The following is a 20,500-nucleotide window of genomic DNA, read 5'->3' on the forward strand; positions in this document are numbered from 1 at the left end:
TCGCTATTCAACCAATCGGTACCGGGCACCGCGCCGTTCCCCTTGGCGCTCGACGAGGCCACGCGCAACGAGATCGGCGATGAGGGTGTTCCATTGGCCATCGCTGAGTCCGGTGGCGGCGACGATGTCCGACTTGGCGTGCCACCCTGGGGAGGAACTCAGGAAGTCGAGGATGGCGTCCGCAGGCATCGCTGTGTAGCGAGCGCGTGATTCGGCGGCTTCAAGGTAGTCGCTCTCGTTCGCCGATGCGGCATAGACGACCGAATTGCCAACCGATGCTGTCGCAGCCGAAGGCATGCCCAAGTCGAGGGTGGCTTGTGTCGCTTCCTCCGCGCCATGACGTACGCGAGGTGCGCGTGCGGAGGAAGGGCGAGTGGCGTTTTCACGCAGCCCACGAGTGACTTCCTCCTCGTAGCGTTGCCGATTGAGGTCCGACAGGCGGCGCAGGACTTCCAGGCGTGCGGGCTCCGAAATGGTGAAGCGTACGCGGTCGTTCTCGGGAAGGTACGTGACTGAGTGGAAGCCGTGATCGAGATGAAGATCGTCCCAACCATAGGCAAGGGCGGTCGCCTCGTCGATCCGTACCTGCAGAGTCCGAAGTTCCTGAATGTGTTGGTCTGCCTCGTCTGGATCGTGAAAGCGTCTGTAGAGTCGGGTCAGGCCAACCCTCTCGGTCCGCATGATTTCAGATCGGAGTGCGTGGAAGGTATCGCCAAGCTCTTCCAAGCCAGGATCATGCACTCCAGGCAATGGAAACGTCTCGAATGCATCCGATGGGCTGTATCGAAGATCGCTCTTCAGCTTGGAAGAATGCTGCCAGGCGAACACGCCGTGGAGGCTCGACTGGAACAGCGCGAAGTCAGCGGCACTGCCGAACGCGAACGCCACGATCTGATCGGAAAATACCGTGGTGGGATCGACGAGCGCGAAAGCGAGGGTCTTGCTTACCCTCGCAACCACCAATACTCGAGCCAGCGGCCGTGCCGCCGGATCCCAATGGTCGGGATGCTGGCAAAACGTCGCTCCCCGTCCGATAGCGTGATACAGCCCCGGACGCACGTTCCAGTGCTGCCACCACATAGACATGATGTTTCGGTAGGACTTTTCCTTGCTCTTTTCCAGCCGCTCGGGGTAGACACGTTCCTTGACCCACGCGTAGGGCTCGCGGTAGGTCGCGGCCTTCTCCTCCGGCCAGTCCCAGAAGTTGATGACCCAACGACTCGCGCGCTGTTCCGGGTCCGAGTTCACGTCTTCGCCGTTGAGGTAGGGGAAGATCACCTCCGCGTTTCGTGGATCGGCATCGAGCATCCGCTGGGCTTCGTCGTGCGAAAGGACGAAGCCCATACCATTCACGAAAGAGCCGATAAACGCTTTCCCTTCGTTCGCTTTGAGCTTCTTCGGGCTCCATTCCTCCTGGTCGGACAGGAAGGCCGAAACGAACGAAACCGATCTACCGGACAGGATTCGTGCTCCAGTCCACTCGCCCCTGTGGACATGAACGCGGCTGGTGACCACGGCGGCCTTGCCCGGCCAAGGCTCGTTCGGATACGCCGCGTAGATGGTCGCACCGTTCCGTGTCATCCACTCCAGCCCACCCTGCCGGGTATCGCCCTCGGCGATGGTGTTGACGGCCAACAACCCGAAGTTGCCGCCGTCGCGGAGCAGCCCGAACGCTCTCCGGAAGAAATGCGCGACGAGATCGGTGTTCTTGCTCGCGGGCGGATGGATGGCGGCGAGGAACGTGTTGTACGTCGTGCCCAGCACCGTGCTGATGCGCTTTCCGCCGAGGAACGGCGGATTGCCGATGAAAGCGTCGAACCCACCGTTCTCCCGCGCGAACACCTCCGGGAATTCCAGCGGCCAGTGGCACGGCCTGCGGGGCGGTTTGCCCTGCGGCAGGTCCACCGCCAGGGCGTCCCGAGCTCGACGCACCACCGCGTCTTCTGCGTCCTCGTCGCCGTCGAGATACCCTTGGGCTTCGATTGCCAGTGCCTGCAACGCCGCCTCCAGCGCCGCGCCGCCGCCCGTCCGCAGCGCTTCGCCGACGAGGGCGTCGGCCACCCGCTCCGACGCTTCGAGCACCCGTCGCGCTTCGGCGTCCAATCGCGCCATGGCTTCCACGTCCCGGATGTCCCGGATTGGCGTCTCGCGCAGCCGCCTGCGGATCTCGATCGCGTCGCGCACCGCGCGCTCGACGTTGCGGCCGAACAGTCGCATCTGGCCCTCCCTACCGGAGGGCGTCATGGTCAGCTCCGTGAGCTGGTCGAGCCGGTGGATGCCGAGCAGGCTGTCGCCGCAGCGCAGGTTGTGGTCCAGAAAACCGAAGGGCCGGCCCTTGGCCAGGGTCGTGAGCCACAGGGAGAGCTTGGCCAGCTCCACCGCCAGCGGATTCATGTCCACGCCGTAGAGGCAGCGCTCGGCGACGAGACGACGGGCGATGGTGAGGCGGTCGTCGAGGCTCGTCGGCATGGGGTCGAGACCGCCCAGGTCGTCCACCGTCTCGCCGTTCACGGTGATCCGACGACCGGCCGCTTCTGCCTCACCCCAGGCCTCGACCAGCCGTTCCGCGAGCCAGCGGCAGGCCTGTACCAGGAAGGCCCCCGATCCCATGGCCGGATCGCAGAGCTTCAGTTCGAGCAGTTCGTTGTCGGATTTGAGGCGCCATTCCTCGCGAGGAAACCCCTCGGCCGGCCCGACGTAGGCGACCGGCTCCAAGGTCGTCTCGACGATGGTCTCGGTGAGCGATTTCGGCGTGTAGTGGGTACCGGTTTCGCGCCGGTCGGTGCCCAGCGTGACCGCGAACGCCCCCTCCCGGTAGACGAGCGGCTCGCCCCAGTTGTCCGTACGAAGAAGGTTCGCGAACGGACGTACACGACCGGCGAGCTCGGACTCGCCGCCGCAGGCCTGGAGGAGCTTCCCGAAGAGGGCGTCGTCGGGCTCGCGTGACAGCGCGTTGCGCAACGCGGCTTCCGACCGCCCCGTGGTTTCCAGCAGCAGCGCGATCAGCGCGGCTTCGCCGTCCAGCCTGGCGGACTCGAGCTCGGCCAGGGCGACGTTTGGGTTCTTGGCCTTCTGAGACCCCACGAGCCCCAGGGTGATCCGGGGGACTCGGCCCACGGTGTATTCGAGCAGGCCTTCGTAGACGTGGCCGATCTGTTCCACGTCCAAGGCCTTGTATGACAGAAGCATGGCGCCGCTTCGTTGCTCCAGAACCTGCAGGGCCTCCAGCAGCATCAGCACGGTGCGGTTGTCGATGGGGAGCGGTGACGCCGGGGTGTCGCGCCAGTTCGATCCCTTGGCCCGCCCCTCCAGGAACGGGAAACGGTCCGGGTCGAACAGGGAGCCGCCGAGCGCCGGCAGACGCAGGCTCTCGTGCTCCATCCCACCGTACACGGCTCGGAACACCGCGAGGAGTCGCGACCATGCGTCGTGGCGTCGTTCCAGCACCTCCGGCCCGTGACGGCCGGCCTCGTCGGCCAACTGCGCGCGCAGCGGGGAGACGGCGTAACAGCGGTCGTATACCGGGTCGCCCAGCAGGAGCAGGCCGCGCTCCTCGGCGCAGAGCACGAACACCAACCGCATCATGACCGTGAGGCCGGCTTCGTAAAGCTCCGCCGGTCGCACGTCGCGCAGCAGTTCGCGGTTGCGGTCCACGTCGGCCCGGTCGAGCGCCTGGACCAGCACCTCCACCGCCCGGCGCACCTGCTGGCCCAGGGTGTCGGTCACTTCTTCCTGGTACTCGAGCGATTTTTCCAGCAACGCCACGAGGGTCTCGTCCGCCGGACCGAAACAACGGCGGACCCCGAGGAGGGAGCTGAACGCCTGGAGCGTCACCGGCTCCTGGAACCAGAGGCGCGCGTACCAGGAGGCGTGTCCCGACGTCGCGCCGACCGGTGCGTTCACCAGCGTCCACCGCTCGCCATCGGTGACGAGCCCGAGCCGCACGCCCGTCGCGCGGCAAAGCAGCGTCATGCGCTTGATGGCCGATGCGGGCCACCCGTCGCCGACGAGGGGAGATTCGAGGCCGGTGCCGGGCGGGTGCACGGCGACGAGCAGGCGCGCTTCGCCGTCCGCCAGGACCGCCCAATCCGGCGCGATCGTGATCCCGTGTTCCGGCGACGTGTAGGAGAAGGAGCCGTCGAACTCCCCACGGGGCTTCAACACCTTGGGGTCGTACTCGAGCAACTCTTCCAGCACGAGCCGGACCCATTCTCGGTGCAGCGCTTCGAGTTGCGGGTCGGCCTCGTCCACGGCTTCCCGCCACTCCTCGTGGGCGCTCCGCAGGCGCCGACGATCCCTGGTCTCGACCGCTTCGATACCCTGGGGGAACACCGCGTCGAGGATCGGCACCGCGAGGAACGGGCCGGACCACTCGACGAGCGAGAGCCACTCGGTATGTCGGGAGACGCCGTTCATGCCGTTCCCCCTCCACGAATCGAAGACCGGGGTACTAGGAACACGACGGCCACCGGGAAAGTCCGATCGACGAGGCCGGCGTAGCGGGCCTCGATGGCGGCGGTCTCGCGTTCGCGCTCGGCGGGAATGCGCGCCAGCCGTGCGCGCAGTGCGTCGACGTCTCGGCGAAGTTGGTCGCGTTGCTCCGAGGGCCACAGTTCCATCTGCGCGGGAAGGGGCGCTTCGAGTTCGCGGCGAATGGCGCCTTCCAGCTCGGCGAGGACACCGGTGAGGTCCGCGATCTCGCCCGCCTTGCGACGCTCCAGGGTGTTCTCCAGATACTTCAGGCGGTCGCGGGAGCGCGCCTCCACGGCCAGTCGTATCGACTCCTCGTGACGGCGGAAGCGATCGGCCAGCGCCTCGAAGAGGTCCGCGGGGGGGTCGATCGGCCGGGCGTCGTCGAGTAGCTTCTCCAGCCGACCGATCTGGGCGATGCGCCGGAACGTTCCGTGTTCGATCTCGCCGCCCGCGAGCGTCAGCTCCTCGTGCAAGCGATGGTGGTTGCCACCCGTGATCACGAGACGCGACCAGACGGCGACGGCGGGGACGCGCAGGCCAGGATCGGAGACGGCCCGCACGGTCACGCGGTGAAGCTTCTTGAGGTCCTCCAGGGCCCAGATCTCGGCCCTCAGCAGGCGCAGACACATCTGTACCAGGCGGTGATTGAGATGCGCGAGCACCACGTCGTCGCGCCCCTTGGCGACCTCGTGGTCGAAGGTGATCGGTCGCCGCGCCCCCGTATGCGGATGCTCCAAGCCGGCCGTCGCCCGCCCCCAGGAACCGGGCAACCAAGGCACGTCGAACACGCTGCCTTCAGGTGCACCTGGCAAGGATGCGGGTTTCAGCGCTGGCAGATCGGCCAATTCCATCCCGACCCGCACCGCCCGAGAGATACGGTCGGGGGAGAGATGGAAGTCGTTCCGCGCCTCCAGCAACCGTTCGTGCAACTTGGCGACTCGCTCCTTCAGCTTGCGTTCGGCAGCGACGAAACGGCGGGCCCGCTCGGCCTTCTCCTCGGCGACTCGGGTATCCAGCCGGTCACGACGCCCGAGCATGGCCTCCTCGATCTGTTGCGCGATCACGGGACCGACGCTGCCGAGATCCTCGCGAATGGCGTTCACCTTGAGCACGGCCCGCATGAGGTATTCGTGGTCGCCTTCCAGTTCTCCCACGCTCGGATCGGCGGCGACGGTTTCGGCGGCGAACCCCTTGCCGACCGGGTGCCAGACGTAGACCCGGTCGTGCTTCTGGCCGTGACGGTCGATACGGCCGTTGCGCTGTTCCATCACGTTCGGGTTCCAGGGGATCTCGACGTGAATGAGGTAGTTGCAGTGGTTCTGGAGATCAATGCCTTCCGACGCTGCGTCGGTGGCCAGAAGGATTCTCACCGGCGAGACGTCGGGGTGTGCCTGGAACGCCGCCTTGATCCTCTCGCGCTCGTCCCCGTCCATGCCGCCGTGGAGGATGGCGATGCGGTCGCTCCCGTAACCGTGGCTCGCGAGGATCTGGTGCAGCCAGGCATGGGTGGCGCGATACTCGGTGAACAGGATGACGCGGCGGTCGTTCCAGTGACCGTCGGTCTTGAGGTACGCATCCAGCCAATTCAGTATGGCTCGCGCCTTCGAGTCCGGTTTGTTCTTGGCCGACTCCGCCCAACGTCCTAGCCGATCGAGCATATCGCGCTGCTCGGTCGTCAGGGTCGGGGCAGTCGCGCCCGCTTCGCGGGTAGCGTCATCCAGCGCCACTTCCAGCCGGCCGTCGTCGGCCCAGTCCTCTTCCGCGCGCAGGATGGCCTTCCGCAGGATGCGATCCTCCATCGCCTTCCCGCTCTTCGTGGCCGGGCCTCGCTCCAGACTCTCCCGATGCTTGGAGAGCGTGGCGGCGAAGGCCGCGGGCGAAGAAAACAGTCGTTTCTTGAGGAGTTTGTGGACGAAGTCCGCGCCGAACTCGGAACGGGTACCCCCCACGCTGCGCGCTCGGCTCTCGGTGTAGTCGCGGAGAAGTCTGTGCATCTCCCGCTCTTCGGGCGTGTACTCGACTTCCAGCGGCATCAGCTCGCGACGTGGATAGATCGGTTTTCCGTCCGCATCCACCAGATCGGTTTTCAGTCGTCTGACCATGACACGCTGGAGCTGCCGCTCGTCGGGCATGACGGACCGCGCGAACCTCTGGTCGTCGAGGAGTTCCAGCAGGGAGGTGAACGACACCTGATAGCCGTTGTGCGGCGTGGCGCTCAAGAACAGACGATGCTCGAAGTGGGGCGCTATGGCGCGGATCAACCGGGTTCGTTGGCTTTCGAGCGCGTACTGGGCGGCGGCCGCCGGAGCCACGTTGTGCGCCTCGTCGACGACGAGAACGTCGAACTTGCGCGGATAGGTGGCGTGTGGCGGCAAAACGTCCTTCATGAGCCGCAGCCCTTCGCCGCTCTTCATCCAATCCATCGACGTCACCAGACGGGGGAAAGAGGTCCACGGATTGGCGTGGATGCCGCGCTCGCGGCGCAGCCGGCGGATGTAGTCCGTGTCGACGATCCGAAACTCGAGACCGAACTTTTCGTGCATCTCCATCTGCCACTTCACCTGGAGCGAGGCGGGGCAGACGATCAGGACCGTCCGAGCGCGGTGGCGTACCAACAGTTCCTGGATGACCAAGCCGGCCTCTATGGTCTTGCCTAGACCGACGTCGTCCGCGATCAACAGGTTCACTCTGGCCATGTCGATCGCCCGGACGAGCGGATCGAGCTGGTAGTCCTCGATGGTCACGCCGCTGCGAAACGGTGCCTGGAGGAACGACCTGTCGGCGTTGGTCGCCGCGCCCCAACTCACCGCGTCGAGAAAGGCCTCCAGCCGATCGGCGTCGTCGTGCCCCGTGATTCTGGGCAACCCGGCTTTCTCGAGTACGCGCGCACCGGGCTCGATTTCCCAAACGACGTCGAGCTCCTCGCCGAGCGCGTCCTCGTCGATGGAGGTGAGGTTGACTAGATGCTGCCAGGAGGCAGCTTCGGTATCGCGATCGATGCTGGCGCCCTGGACGTCACCGACCACCCACTGTCGCCGGCGAACTTCCACGAGCTGGCCCGGCTCCGGGACCGCCGAGCTGAAGCCTTGCCGTATCTGGTCTGGTGCGACGATCGCGGACATACCTTTCCTGTCATGTGACGGCGCATCGAAGCGCCGAACGCCACATCGACCATCCGGATGGAATGCTCGACGCGGTTCCTCTAAACCCAACTTCAGCCGTATTCGACGACGTGCCGTAGGACGCTCTTGCCGATGGCTTCGCCCAACTTCACGGGGACGGCATTGCCGATCAGACGACCCACCGTCTTGCGATAGATGGGCTCGCCCCGTCTCGCGAATTTGTATCCGCGCGGGAAGCTCTGCAGGATCGCCCCCTCTCGCAGCGAGATGGCCCTGTCCTGCTCGGGATGCCCGAAGCGCCCGTTTCCGAAGCCGTAAAACTGAGTGGTCATCGTCGGCGCCGGTTCGTCCCACGACATCCGCCCGTACACGCTCGGATAGGTCTTGCCGGACCCCTTCTTGTGGCAGTCGGCCACGAGATCTTCGTCCCAGTCACGCCACGAACCGCCTGGACGCGATGCCTTGATTCGCTTCAGGTTGGTGGGTGATAGCGTGCATGCTTGGTGCAGCGGATCACGGTCGTGGGTTTCTCCCGCCTCGATCGGGGGAAGGTCGCCAATGGCCTGTCGGACCGTGACATGCCTCGCCGGCATGTGCGTGGGCGGAATCATTTCGATGGGGCCGAGGCGGGACGCGAGCAGCACGAGCCGTTGGCGCTGCTGCGGAACGCCGTAGTCCGCGCAGTGGACCGCCCGATAGGAAACATGAAATTTCAGTCGGCGCAGTTCTGCGACGAATTCGTCGAATATGTCCTGTTGTGCGAGACGCGGGACATTCTCCATCGTGACCAGATGGGGCTTGGTCTCGCGAACCAGTCGGGCGAACTGGCGGAGAAGATGCCAACGGTCGTCGGAGGCGTCGGTCTTGCCCTGGCTGTAGGTGGAGAACGGCTGACAGGGGGCGCATCCCGCTAGCAACCTGTACGGTGCGCCATTCATCGCGTCTTGCAGCTCCCTCGCGGAAACCCGATCCACAGACTTGAGCTCGAATCGCGCCCCGTTGTTGGCCTCATAGGGATAAGCGCACGCAGGATCGATATCCACACCCACGCGCACATCTATGCCGGCCTTTTCTAGCCCTCGCGTGAGCCCCCCCGCGCCACAAAACAAATCGACGGCGGCTATGGTCTTCTTCATGTTCGTTCTTCTCGATTCAATGCCACATCATCGCCCCCAGCCCTCGTTCGACGTGAATCAGCGCGATTTGCCCGGTTCGCCCTTGACGTCCCGTACATACCGCTCCGCCGCCTGGCGAACCACCCACGCCAGTGAAACCCTGTTGGCTTCGGCGATTCGCTCCAAGTCCGCATACACGTCGGCCGGAAAGCTGATGGATGCGCGCACGGTCCTAGATTCGTCGTTCCTTCGGCTGGCTCGCTTGGTCATCATGGTGTCCACCCAGTTTTCACCACTTTACACCAAGGTGGTGCATCATGGTAGGCGCAGCCAATGACAGGGGCCTATTCGATTCCGGAAGGTGGAATCGAACTGGCTGGCCGATCTGGGGCATCAGCCAAATGCCGATGTCGACAGGAACTGATAGGATTGCTGCTAACAGAAGCCGGGATTCCGCGCCTTTCCGCAGGAGTTCGCAGCGGCTCTAAGGCGCTGAGTTGCTGCGGTTTGGCGCAGGGTTCCGCCCCACCGATTCCCCGCAGGAGTCCGAACCATTCCGCACGAACCCGCAGGAACCCTCGCCAGCCCGCACGGTCTGATGGCAGGTCCTTGATTTTGAACAACCTGCTTGACCAGTCCGCACTTGCGGACTGCGGACTTTCGGTATGCCGGCAATCCGCTTGTAACCGTGGTCGGATGCCGCCGTGTTTCGAAACGTCGGTACTTGTCGACATCTACCGACGAAACGGAACAAGTGCCGACGCGGGAAGACCTTTCTGGATTGCCACTACCATCCACGCCGGCAGGTGAGTCCTGGTTTCGAGCACGGCGTTCCAGTCATCCCGCCCGATGCGCCCAACCAACTTGCCGACCGTGGTTTCGGCGAGGTCCGGGCCAAGCCATTCAAGGGCTCTGACGACATCACCGGCGAGACTATCGCCCAGCACCAACATCCACCTGGGGGCACGGCGGATCTCGATGACCTGCTTGCCGAGATTGAGCGTCCGCGCGCGGCCGTCGGTCAGGTAGATCTGTCGGGCGGGGACCTGCGTGGTCAGCCCCAGGGCACTGGCCGCAGCCGCGCCATGACGGACGATGGCGTGCCCCGTGATGCGCGCGAGGGACTGGACAAGTTTGTCGGCGGGCGGCGGGACTGGACCGAAGCGGCTGGCCGTCACGGCGACGTACATGCCGCGCGCCACGCGCCTCAAACGCCCATGCCGTGCCAAGCGAACCAACTGCCGCGACGCTTGATCGCGATTGACCAAGTGCTCCAGGTCCAGGCTCCTGAGCAAGGCGCCCTCCGGCTGCGCATCGATCCAGCGGCTGACGATCTCAGTTTGTTTGGCCATGGGCAACGACCGCAGACTGGCTGGTTGATATCTGCAGGCACGACTCCTCGTAGGCTTCGATGTCGACTTGGCGGTAAATCACCCGACCACAGAGTTTCAGGAATTTCGGCCCAATTCCCACGCTACGCCAGCGTTCGAGGGTGGCTTCGCTGATACTCCAGCGGGCGGCCAGTTGTTTTTGATTGAGGTGAACGACGTCCATCTTGGTCTCCTTCCGCATGAGTTGGCAGGAGTCCATGAAGGCGCTGTTCGGTCCGCCAGCCAAGTCAATTCAGAAGACGCGCGGTTACTACGGGAGATCGTTCAGCTCGTAGCTGGTACTGCGCCCGCCCGCATTCGATTTCCGCAGCACGCCGCGCGCGAGCAGGTCGTTGATGTCGCGCAGCGCCGTGTCTGGCGAGCACTTGGCGATCGCCGCCCACTTGCTGCTGGTGAGCTTACCTTCAAAGCCATCGAGTAGCCGGTTGAGCAATTTCACCTGTCGCTCGTTCAAAGGTGTGGCTGCCCAGTGCTGCCAGAAGCGTGCCTTGGTCAGCACGGCATCGAGGGTGTGCTGCGCCTGATCGACGGCGCGATGCAGGGTGTCGAGGAACCAGGCCAGCCACTCGGTGACGTCCATGGACCGCTTCTGGGTGCGCTCCAGAATATCGTAGTAGGCCTTGCGCTCCCGCTGGATCTGCGCCGACAGGCTGTAGAAGCGCTGCGGGCTGCCGTCGGCGCGCGCCAACAGCAGGTCGCCGATGGCCCGGGCGATACGGCCGTTGCCGTCGTCGAACGGGTGCAAGGTCACGAACCACAGATGGGCAAGCCCCGCCTTGACGAGCGGTGGCTCACCCGAGTCCACATTGACCCATTCGAGGAAACGACCTGTCTCGGTCTCCAGTCGATCGGCGGGCGGCGCCTCGAAATGCACGCGCTGGCGGCCGATGGGGCCGGAGACCACCTGCATGGGGCCACTGGCGTCGTCGCGCCAACTGCCGACCTTGATCCTGGAGAGGCCGGAGTAACCAGTGGGAAAGAGCGCCGCGTGCCAGCCGAACAACCGCTCGCGGGTCACCGGCGCCGCGCAGCTGACCGTGGCGTCGAGCACCATCTCCACCACGCCTTCGACATGACGATCGACTGGAGCCAACGCCCCGATGTCGACGCCCAGCCGGCGAGCGATGCTTGAGCGCACGGACTCGACGTTGAGCTGCTCGCCCTCGATTTCGCTGGTCTTGACCACGTCTTCGGTGAGCGCCGCCAGGCTGGCCTGATCGCGCAGCGCCATGCCCACGTCGGCCAGACGCCCCAGCAAGAGCCCTTGAGCACGACTCACATCCGCCATAGGGCCAGCGAGCGCCGCCAGGTCGAAGCGCCAGTCCGGCCAGTCACTGGCCTGCCAGATGTACTTGTAATCGCCGCTGTTCATGCGGAGATTATGGGCTTCATTCTCCGCATGCGCAAGTTATTCACCGCATATAATGCGGCGATAGAAGGTGCGATTCCCCGCACCCCGGGCTGCCTTACCCCGGAATGGGTGTGAATGGGTGTGCTCTTGGTCGGGGGACGGACGCGGGTTCAATTCCCGATTCCGGAATCGAACCGGACCAGAGAAGCATACGAACTTGAACGGCCATATCGGTGACCGATCCACGGGAAAAACCGCTTGATCGTCCGCTGCCTCTGGCCTGTCAACCCCCGCTTTTCGCAGCAGCCAGCAGGACTTATCAACTTGCCGGAACGCCGGTATCGCGTACTTTCAACGGTCGTTTGGCGCAGGCTGCCACCCCACCACCATCTTCAGACCGGAAAGGCCCGCGCAAGCGGGCCTTTCCGCGTGTCCGGTCCGGCCACGGCCGGGATCGCGACGACCCGGTACGATCCGTGACGCACCGCCGGCGGATGCGCCGGCCATCGCCCCCTCCGAACCCGTCTGAGCGAAGACTTGTTGGAGGCCAACGGGAAAGGCAGGGCCGCCTGCGCGGCCCTGCCCGGTCTGCGACCGGCGGATCCGGTCAGGAGCGCAGCGGGACGATCCGGATCTCGACGCGGCGGTTGAGCGCGCGGCCCTGTTCGGTGCTGTTGTCGGCCACCGGGTACTGGTAGCCGAAGCCGGCGACCTCGAAACGCTCGCGGCGCAGGCCCTGTCCGATGAGGTAGGCGGCAACGTTCTGCGCCCGCTCCTCGGAGATGCGCTGGTTCACGGCGGCGCTGCCGATGTTGTCGGTGTGGCCGCTGACCTCGATGATGGTCTGGTCGTATTCGCGCAGGGTCGCGGCGACGTTGTTGAGCGCCGGGTAGAACTGCGGCTTGAGTTCGGTACGGTTGAAGTCGAAGGTCACGCCGTCGGGCAGGTGCAGCTTGATGGTGTCGCCCTCGCGGTCAACCGAGATGCCGGTGCCGGCGGTCTGGCGACGCAGTTCGGCCTCCTGCCGGTCCTGGTAGGCGCCGATCGCGCCGCCGGCCAGGCCGCCCACGCCGGCGCCCACCAGCGCGCGCTGGCGACGCTCGGTGGCGTCGCTGCCGCTGAGCAGGCCGGCCACCGCGCCGATGCCGGCGCCGATGAGGGCGTTGTTGCGGGTGCGGTTGGGGTCGTCCGGCGCGTTGGTCTGGCCGGTGTAGGTGGCGCAACCACCCAGCACGAGCGAGCTGGCGAGGACGGAGGCGATGATCGGGTTCCTGTAACGCATGTGCCACTCCTGGGGGCGGGGACGACCCGCCGGTTGGGTTCGCCGCGCATTCCAGCATGGGATCCGGCAACGGATGGTGACGGCCGGCGCGGGCGCATCGGACGCGGATCGCCGCCGTTCAGGTTGGCGCACCTTCCTCCGGCGCGTCCCCTTGATCCTCCTCCCGCCGCGATGCCGCCAGCGCGCGCCAAGCCGCGAGCGCCGCCTCCCGCCCCTCCTCCAGCCCCACGACCGGGCGCGCGGGATAGTCCGGCGCCAGCCTGCGCGCGAGTTGCGGCGCGGTCCACGGCGCGTGCCGGGCGGGCATCGGCAGTCGCGCCAGTTCCGGCAGCCAGCGCGCGACGTAACGGCCCTCGGGATCGAACTTCACCGCCTGCGTCACCGGGTTGAACACGCGGAAATACGGGGCCGCGTCCGCGCCGGTGCCGGCCACCCACTGCCAGCCGAGCGTGTTGCTGGCCAGGTCGGCGTCGACCAGGTGCTGCCAGAACCAGCGCGCGCCCTCGCGCCAGTGCTGGCGCAGGTGCTTGCACAGGTAGCTGGCCGCGAGCATGCGCACGCGGTTGTGCATCCAGCCGCTCTCGCGCAGTTCGCGCATCCCGGCATCCACGATCGGCACGCCGGTGCGGCCCAGGCGCCAGGCCTGCAGCAGGCGGCGCTGCGGCGGTGCCCACTCGAACCGGTCGAAGCGCGGATTGAAGTCCGCGTCCGGCGTGTGCGGGAAATGGTGCAGGAGGTGGCAGGCGAACTCGCGCCAGCCCAGCTCGCGCACGAAGGCGTCGATGTCGGCGGACGTGGCGGCGCTGCGCTGCGTCTCGAGCGCGGCCACGATCCGCCACGGCGCGATCTCGCCGAAGTGCAGGTGCGGCGACAGGCGCGAGGTGCCGACCTGGTCGGGACGGTCGCGTCCCTGGCGGTATCCGTGCAGCGCACCCTCGATGAAGAGCTCCAGCGCCTCATGGGCACCGGCCTCGCCCGGCTTCCAGCCGTGGCGCAGCAGCGCGTCCGGGTCGCGCGCGGGCGGCAGCCGGAGCGTCTCGAGCCGGATGCCGTCAGGATCGCCCTCCAGGTCGGGGATCGAGGCGGGCGCGTCGAGCAGCCGGTGCGCGCGCCAGTGCGCCAGCGCGGCGCGCCAGAATGGCGTGAACACGCGGTACGGCCCGCCCTGCTTCGTCGCCAGTTCCCAGGGTTCGAACAGCAGTGCGCCGTTGAAGCTTTCCGCGTGCACGCCCTGTTCGCGCAGCGCGCGCTTGATCGCGGCGTCGCGGCGCTCGATCGCCGGCTCGTAGCGCCGGGTCCAGTACACGGCCTCGATGTCGCAGGCCGCCACCAGCGCCTCGATCACCGCCCGGCTCGGTCCGCGGAAAATGCGCAGGCGCGAACCGCGCGCACGCAGCGAGGCGTCCAGCGCCGCCAGGGAATAGTGCCGCCAGGCCTCCGCGGCCGGGCCCGGGGCCCAGTCGCCCTCCTCCTCCGGCTCGTGGATGTAGACGCAGACCGGCACCTGCCCGGCCGCGAGCGCGGCCGCCAGCGCGGGCTGGTCGGCCAGCCGGAGGTCGTTGCGGAACCAGACGAGGGCGTTGGCCATGCGCGATCCCGTGTCCGGTGGGCAGGTGGCGTCAGCCGGCGGAGGCATCCGCGCCCACGTACTCGCGCGGGATGCGTTCGTTGAGCTGGACCAGCACTTCGTAGGGAATGGTACCGGCGGCGGCGGCGACCTCCTCGACCCGGATCTCCTGGTCGCCCTGGCGGCCGATCAGCACCACCTCGTCCTCGTTGCAGGCGCTCGACGCGCCGATCGCCACCATGAACTGGTCCATGCACACGCGGCCGACGACGCGATGCCGCTCCCCGCTCACCAGCACCTGGCCGTGGGAGGACAGCGCCCGGGGCCAGCCGTCGCCGTAGCCGATCGGGACCGTCACCACGCGGGTGTCCGCCGGCGCGGTCCAGGTGGCGCCGTAGCTCACCGTGCCACCGGCGCGCACCACCTTGAAGTACACCACCTGCGACACCAGCGACAGCGCCGGGCGCACCGGGACCGCGGGTCGCGACGCCGCGTCGGGCAGGACGCCGTAGAGCAGGATCCCGGGCCGCACCATGTCCAGGTGGGTGCCGGAGAAATGCAGCACCCCGCCCGAGTTGGCCAGGTGCCGCACCGGCATCGGCGCCCCCACCCGCTCGAAGTACGCGCACGCCTGGAGGAAACGCTCGAGCTGGCGTGCGGTCATCGGGGAGTCCGGATCGTCGGCGCAGGCCAGGTGCGAGTAGATGCCGCGGATCTCGCACCAGCGAGAGGCCAGCGCGGCCTCGACGAACGGACCGGCCGAATCGTGGCGCACGCCGATGCGGCCCATGCCGGTGTCGATCTTGAGATGGATCGCCGCGCGTCGCCCGAGCGCCTCGGCCGCCGCCTCCACCTGGCGCAGCTTGGCGATGGAGGACACGGTGAGTTCGAGGTCGTGGTGCAGGAACAGCCCGACCTGCGGTCCGAAGATCCCGCCCAGCACGAGGATGGGCAGGGTGATGCCCGCCTCGCGCAGGGCGATGCCCTCCTCCACGAACGCCACGCCCAGGCGGGTCGCGCCCTGCGCCTGCAGGTGCCGCGCCACCGGCACCAGTCCGTGCCCGTAGGCATTGGCCTTGACGATCGGCATCACCGGCACGCCCGCGTGCGCTTGAATCGCGCGCAGATTGTCGGAGATCGCATCGAGGTCGACGCGGATTCGGGTCGGGCGCTGGGTGAAGGCGGTGGTCACGCGGGGTTCCTCGACCCCGTCCGGCAACGTGCCGGCGCGGGCATTCAGCCGATTCTAGCGGCCCTGCCAAGGGACTGACTGGCCGCGACTGCGGATTCGCGCTAGGCTGGATCCGGATCTCAGGACGAGACTCGTGAATGAATGGATTCGACGCGCGCGCCCGCGCGGGCGCCCTGCTGCTCTCCGCCCTCCTGCCCCTGATCGCCGCCGCCGGGTCCGGGCCGCAGCGCCTGGACGGCTACGCCCACTTCATCGACGGTGCCGCCGTCGATGTCGCTCCCGAAACCTGGGATGGCCGCTTCCGCTTCGCCGACGTGTACTGCACGACGTTCCCCCTGGCCGGCAAGGCCCGGCAGCGGGTGTCGGCGCTGTTCCACGGCAACGCGGTATCGCTGGTGAGGGTGGCGTACGACGGACCCTACGAGGTCTACGTGGCCACCTCGACCCTCCCGGCTGGCAGGACTCGCGAGGACGAACACCACCAGCAGTTGGCAGGCCTGCAGGCCGGCGCCAGTGTGGTCCCGGAACTGCTGCAGTACGACGTGGTCGAGCTCGAGCACGGCCCCGTCATCCGCACGCGGATGACCAACGTCACCTACCCCCGGGAGGGCGAGGATCCGTTCCCGCTGCAGATGCGCTTCTTCGACTCGCCCGGCGCGGTCCGGAGCATTGCCGAATCCCGGCTGGCGATTCGCGCGTACGACCGGGTGGAGGTGGTGGCGCTGGCCGCAGTGCCGGAAGGCGCCGGCGAACTCGAAGCCGCCCTCACCCGGGGGCTGATGGCCGGGATCGCCGACGCGGTGCTGGCATCCCTGCTCGAGTGCAGCGCCACGCTTCCACCGCCATGACGCCCGCCCGGGGCGCTACTCGAAGCTGCCGACCGAGTCGTGGGCGAGGTTGTCGAAGCGGGTGTACTCGCCGAAGAAGCGCAGCTTCACCGAGCCGGTCGGGCCGTTACGCTGCTTGCCGATGATGACCTCGGCCAAGCCCTTGTCCGGCGAGTTTTCCTTGTTGTAGTACTCGTCGCGGTAGATGAAGATGATCACGTCCGCGTCCTGCTCGATGGCGCCCGATTCGCGCAGGTCAGCCATCACCGGGCGCTTGTCGGTGCGGGTCTCGAGCGAGCGGTTGAGCTGCGAGAGCGCGATCACCGGCACGTTCAGCTCCTTGGCCAGGGCCTTGAGCGAGCGCGAGATCTCCGAGATCTCGGTGGCGCGGTTCTCGCTGTTGCCCGGCACCTGCATCAGCTGCAGGTAGTCGATCACGATCAGGCCCAGGTCGTGCTCGCGCTTGAGCCGGCGCGCCTTGGCACGCAGCACGTCGGGCGAGAGCGCCGGGGTGTCGTCGATGAAGATGCGTGCGTCCTTGATCAGCCGGATCGCGCTCGTCACCCGGCTCCAGTCCTCGTCCTCAAGCTGGCCGGTGCGCAGCCGGGTGGCGTTGACCCGTCCGACCGAGGAGATCAGGCGCAAGGCCAGCTGGCTGGCCGACATTTCCATCGAGAACACCGCCACCGCCTTGCGCGTCTTCATCGCCGCGTACTCGGCCATGTTCAGCGCCAGCGTGGTCTTGCCCATCGACGGGCGCGCGGCGAGGATGACCAGGTCGGTGGGCTGCAGGCCGGCGGTCATCTCGTCGAATTCGGTGTAGCCGGTCGGCAGGCCGGTGATGCCGCCGCCGCTGGCGAAGCGGGTCTGGAGGACATCGAAGGCCTCCTGCATCGCCTTGTTGACCGGGGTGAAGTCCTGGCGTCCGCGCGCGCCGGCCTCGGCGATGGCGAACACTTCCTGTTCGGCCTTGGCCAGCAGTTCGCTGCTGTCGCGGCCGTCGGGCTGGAAGCCGTCGTTTACGATGCCGGTGCCGACCTCGATCAGCTGGCGCAGGATCGCCTTGTCGCGCACGATCTCGGCATAGGCGCGGATGTTGGCCGCCGAGGGCGTGGTGGTGGCCAGCTCCACGAGGTAGGCGCCGCCGGCGACCTGTTCGCCCAGGCCCTGCGATTCGAACCACTCGCCCAGGGTCACCGCGTCGAACGGCCGGTTCTTCTCGGCCAGTTCGCGGATGGCGCGGTAGATCAGCTGGTGGTCGCGGCGGTAGAAGTCGCCATCGGCCAGCAGGTCGGCAACCTTGTCGAACGCCTCGGGCGCCAGCATCAGGCCGCCGAGCACGGCCTGTTCGGCCTCGACCGACTGCGGCGGGACGCGCAGCTGTTCAACGCGATTGTCGATGCGGCCTTCCTGGCGGAAACCGGGGCGTGCGGACATCAGCGGGGTGACTCCCAGGGACGGGCCGTCGGCGCGGCCGTATCGTTGTTGTGTGGCAGTCATCGTAGCGGCGGCGGCTGTGGAGGCGCGACGGAACAAGCTGTGGATAACACCGCCAGTTGTAGGCGCCCGTCGTCTCAGGCGATGAGATCGCAGCGCTGCACTGGTGTCTCCATCCGGGATGATGCGGATGCTATCCCGCTTCGAAAGCCGGTCCCGATCCGGGGCCATTCGGTCCACCGACGCCGCCACCCGTCCACCAGAGCGGGAGACGGCACGCTGCCTGGCCGCCGCGTGGCCGTGGCCCGCTCCGGAGGCGCGAACAGGACAACACGACGGAGCCGCGAAGGATCACGGTGCCCTGGCCTGCGCGGTCGCGGCTGAAGCCGCTCCTACAGGGCCCGACCAGGAACATCGGCTCGCCTCGCGACGGCTGCGCAGTCGGGAGGTTCGAGGGAACGCGCGCGATGGCGTGCGACGTCATCGGTCGCGGCTGAAGCCGCTCCTACGGGGGGGAACAGTCGGAACCGGGGCAACAAAAAAGCGGGCCGGGGCCCGCTCTTCTGTTGCACTGCCAAGGGTCCGGACGGCTTACTCGTCCGAAACGCCCTCGCCTTCCAGCACCGCCTTCATCGACAGGCGGATGCGGCCCTGCTTGTCCACTTCCAGCACCTTGACCTTGACCACGTCGCCTTCGCGCAGGTTGTCGGAGACCTTCTCCACGCGCTCGTTCGAGATCTGCGACACGTGCACCAGACCGTCCTTGCCCGGCAGGATCGTCACGAACGCGCCGAAGTCCATGATCTTGACGACCTTGCCCTCGTAGATGCGGCCAGGTTCCACGTCGGAGGTGATCTGCTCGATGCGCGCCTTGGCGGCCTCGGCGGCGGCGGCGTTGACCGACGCGATGACGATGGTGCCGTCGTCCTGGATGTCGATCTGGGTGTTGGTTTCCTTGGTGATCGCCTGGATCGTGGAACCGCCCTTTCCGATCACCTCGCGGATCTTGTCGGGGTGGATCTTGATCGTCAGCAGGCGCGGCGCGTACTCGCTCAGCTCGGTGCGCGGCGCGGTCAGCGCCTTGGCCATCTCGCCGAGGATGTGCAGGCGGCCCTGCCTGGCCTGGGCCAGCGCCACCTTCATGATCTCCTCGGTGATGCCCTGGATCTTGATGTCCATCTGCAGCGCGGTCACGCCCTTCTCGGTGCCGGCCACCTTGAAGTCCATGTCGCCCAGGTGGTCCTCGTCGCCGAGGATGTCCGACAGCACCACGAAGTCGTCGCCTTCCTTGATCAGGCCCATGGCGATGCCGGCCACCGGGGCCTTGATCGGCACGCCCGCGTCCATCAGCGCCAGCGACGAACCGCACACCGACGCCATCGAGGACGAACCGTTCGACTCGGTGATCTCCGAGACCACGCGGATCGTGTACGGGAACTCCTCCATCGTCGGCATCACCGCGGCGACACCGCGCTTGGCCAGGCGGCCATGGCCGATCTCGCGGCGCTTCGGGCCCATCATGCGGCCCGCCTCGCCCACCGAGTAGGGCGGGAAGTTGTAGTGGAACAGGAAGTGTTCCTTGTACTCGCCGGCGACCGAATCGATGATCTGCCCGTCGCGGGCGGTGCCCAGGGTGACGGCGACGATCGCCTGGGTCTCGCCGCGGGTGAACAGCGCCGAGCCGTGCACGCGCGGCAGCACGCCCACCTTGCAGCTGATCGGGCGGACCTGGTCGGGCGCGCGGCCGTCGATGCGGACGCGGTCCTTGAGCACCGCGTTGCGCATGGTCTGGTATTCCTGCTCGCCGAACTCCTTGGCCAGGTCGCCCGCCTCCCAGGCGTTGGCTTCGGCCTGAGGCGCGAGGGCGTCGAGGATGGTCTTCTTGATCGTGGAGATGGCGTCGCGGCGCTCGAGCTTGTCGCGCACCTGGAAAGCGTTGGCCAGCTGCTCGCCGATCGCGCTGCGCAGGGCCGAGATCAGGCTCTCGTTGGCCGCCGGCGGCTCCCAGTCCCACTTCGGCTTGCCGGCCTCGGCGACCAGCTCGTTGATCGCGGCGATCGCCACCTGCATCTGCTGGTGGCCGAACATCACCGCGCCCAGCATCACGTCCTCGGACAGCTCGTTGGCCTCCGACTCCACCATCAGCACCGCGTTGGCGGTGCCGGCCACCACCAGCTCCAGCTCCGAATCCTCCAGTTCGCTGGTGGTCGGGTTGAGCAGGTACTGGCCATTGCGGTAGCCGACCTTGGCCGCGCCGATCGGGCCGTTGAACGGGGCGCCGGTGAGCGACAGCGCTGCCGAGGCGCCGATCAGGGCAAGGATGTCGCCGTCCACCTCGGGGTTCATCGACATCACCGTGGCGATGATCTGGACCTCGTTGCGGAAGCCATCAGGGAACAGCGGCCGGATCGGGCGGTCGATCAGGCGCGAGATCAGGGTCTCCTTCTCGGTCGCGCGGCCCTCGCGCTTGAAGAAGCCGCCCGGGATGCGGCCGCCGGCGTAGAACTTCTCCTGGTAGTCGACGGTGAGCGGGAAGAAATCCTGCCCCTCGCGCGCCGTCTTGTTGGCCACCGCGGTGACCAGCAGAACGGTGCCTTCGCAGGAGACCATCACCGCGCCGCCGGCCTGCCGTGCGATCTCGCCGGTTTCGAGCGTGACCGTCTGGTTGCCGTACTGGAAGCTCTTGGTAACTTTTGCCACTTGGGTTTCCTTGATGACTCTTTCGATGGACCGGCCAGGACCC

At 67.0% G+C, this 20,500-nt stretch carries 13 protein-coding genes; 2 read left to right on the top strand and 11 right to left on the bottom strand.

Going from position 1 to position 20,500, the window contains the following annotated elements; all coding sequences use genetic code 11:
- Window positions 1–3: 3 nt before the first annotated feature.
- From FQY79_RS03495 to FQY79_RS03505, 3 genes are all read right to left on the bottom strand, one after another.
- A complete protein-coding gene (locus tag FQY79_RS03495; protein WP_146310872.1) occupies window positions 4–4,416 on the bottom strand; it encodes a MarR family transcriptional regulator in 4,413 nt (1,470 codons plus the stop codon).
- On the bottom strand, window positions 4,413–7,595 hold the full coding sequence (gene drmD / locus FQY79_RS03500; protein WP_146310875.1) for a DISARM system SNF2-like helicase DrmD: 3,183 nt from the start codon (window positions 7,593–7,595) through the stop codon (window positions 4,413–4,415). Before drmD ends, FQY79_RS03495 begins: the two co-directional genes overlap by 4 nt.
- 92 nt (window positions 7,596–7,687) lie before the next feature.
- A complete protein-coding gene (locus FQY79_RS03505) occupies window positions 7,688–8,731 on the bottom strand; it encodes a DNA cytosine methyltransferase (RefSeq protein WP_146310877.1) in 1,044 nt (347 codons plus the stop codon).
- Here FQY79_RS03505 and FQY79_RS15555 point away from each other — a divergent pair.
- Window positions 8,718–9,047 (top strand): hypothetical protein, encoded by a 330-nt coding sequence (locus FQY79_RS15555; RefSeq protein WP_246122992.1) that lies wholly within the window; start codon window positions 8,718–8,720, stop codon window positions 9,045–9,047. The two genes, FQY79_RS03505 and FQY79_RS15555, sit on opposite strands and share 14 nt — an antisense overlap.
- A 397-nt stretch (window positions 9,048–9,444) precedes the next feature.
- On the opposite strand, the gene FQY79_RS03515 is transcribed toward FQY79_RS15555, so the two are convergent.
- The 6 genes from FQY79_RS03515 to alr form a co-directional block, all read right to left on the bottom strand.
- Window positions 9,445–10,062 (bottom strand): DUF6088 family protein, encoded by a 618-nt coding sequence (locus tag FQY79_RS03515; RefSeq protein WP_146310879.1) that lies wholly within the window; start codon window positions 10,060–10,062, stop codon window positions 9,445–9,447.
- Window positions 10,046–10,264, bottom strand: coding sequence for a helix-turn-helix transcriptional regulator (locus tag FQY79_RS03520; RefSeq protein ID WP_125076807.1), 219 nt, complete (start codon window positions 10,262–10,264; stop codon window positions 10,046–10,048). The genes FQY79_RS03515 and FQY79_RS03520 overlap by 17 nt, the downstream gene beginning before the upstream one ends.
- 87 nt (window positions 10,265–10,351) lie before the next feature.
- Window positions 10,352–11,473: a Fic family protein gene (locus FQY79_RS03525; RefSeq protein ID WP_146310881.1), complete on the bottom strand. Its 1,122-nt coding sequence runs from the start codon at window positions 11,471–11,473 to the stop codon at window positions 10,352–10,354.
- A gap of 586 nt (window positions 11,474–12,059) precedes the next feature.
- The gene (locus FQY79_RS03530) at window positions 12,060–12,734 is read right to left on the bottom strand and encodes a YiaD family glycine zipper/OmpA-like lipoprotein (RefSeq protein ID WP_146310883.1); all 675 of its coding nucleotides are present in this window, start codon (window positions 12,732–12,734) and stop codon (window positions 12,060–12,062) included.
- Window positions 12,735–12,852: 118 nt separating this feature from the next.
- Entirely contained in the window at window positions 12,853–14,322 is a 1,470-nt protein-coding gene (locus FQY79_RS03535; RefSeq protein ID WP_146310885.1) for a cryptochrome/photolyase family protein, read from the bottom strand.
- Window positions 14,323–14,353: 31 nt separating this feature from the next.
- Window positions 14,354–15,493 carry an alanine racemase gene (alr, locus tag FQY79_RS03540; RefSeq protein WP_186759742.1) on the bottom strand — a complete coding sequence of 380 codons (1,140 nt, stop codon included), beginning with the start codon at window positions 15,491–15,493 and terminating at the stop codon, window positions 14,354–14,356.
- Window positions 15,494–15,630: 137 nt separating this feature from the next.
- Between alr and FQY79_RS03545 the strand changes: the two genes are divergently transcribed.
- On the top strand, window positions 15,631–16,341 hold the full coding sequence (locus tag FQY79_RS03545) for a hypothetical protein (protein WP_146310894.1): 711 nt from the start codon (window positions 15,631–15,633) through the stop codon (window positions 16,339–16,341).
- 15 nt (window positions 16,342–16,356) lie between these two features.
- On the opposite strand, the gene FQY79_RS03550 is transcribed toward FQY79_RS03545, so the two are convergent.
- Complete coding sequence (locus tag FQY79_RS03550; protein WP_146310896.1) at window positions 16,357–17,757, bottom strand: replicative DNA helicase; 1,401 nt, start codon at window positions 17,755–17,757, stop codon at window positions 16,357–16,359.
- Between the two features lie 591 nt (window positions 17,758–18,348).
- Window positions 18,349–20,457: a polyribonucleotide nucleotidyltransferase gene (pnp, locus tag FQY79_RS03555; RefSeq protein WP_146310898.1), complete on the bottom strand. Its 2,109-nt coding sequence runs from the start codon at window positions 20,455–20,457 to the stop codon at window positions 18,349–18,351.
- Between the last annotated feature and the right edge of the window lie 43 nt (window positions 20,458–20,500).

The organism is Luteimonas wenzhouensis, assembly GCF_007859305.1.
Lineage (GTDB): Bacteria > Pseudomonadota > Gammaproteobacteria > Xanthomonadales > Xanthomonadaceae > Luteimonas > Luteimonas wenzhouensis.